General features: G+C 65.3%; 1 protein-coding gene. It reads left to right on the forward strand.

Annotated elements, in window-relative coordinates; translation table 11 throughout:
- Positions 1–314: major capsid family protein (locus A3761_RS25375; protein WP_156491499.1), on the forward strand; the 314-nt coding region annotated here is incomplete at both ends.

Here is a 314-nt window from a genome sequence, read left to right on the forward strand (position 1 = left end):
GCAAGACCCCCGGCGAGATCCTGAAGGACGTGAACACCGCGCTCACGGGCACCTTCAAGAGCACCAACGCGGTCGAACTGGCCGATACGCTGCTTCTGCCGCTGGATGCGTTCGGCTACGCCGCCTCGACCCAGCTCAACCAGAACAGCGACAAGACCATCCTCGCGTGGCTGACGACCAACAACGTCTACACGCAGCGCACCGGCCGTCCGCTGACCATCATCCCGGTCTGGGGCCTCGATACTGCCGGCTCCGGCGGCACCTCGCGCATGGTCACCTACTGGCGCGACCCGACCGTCGTGAAGATGCACATG

It is taken from the genome of Oleiphilus sp. HI0123 (assembly GCF_001635315.1).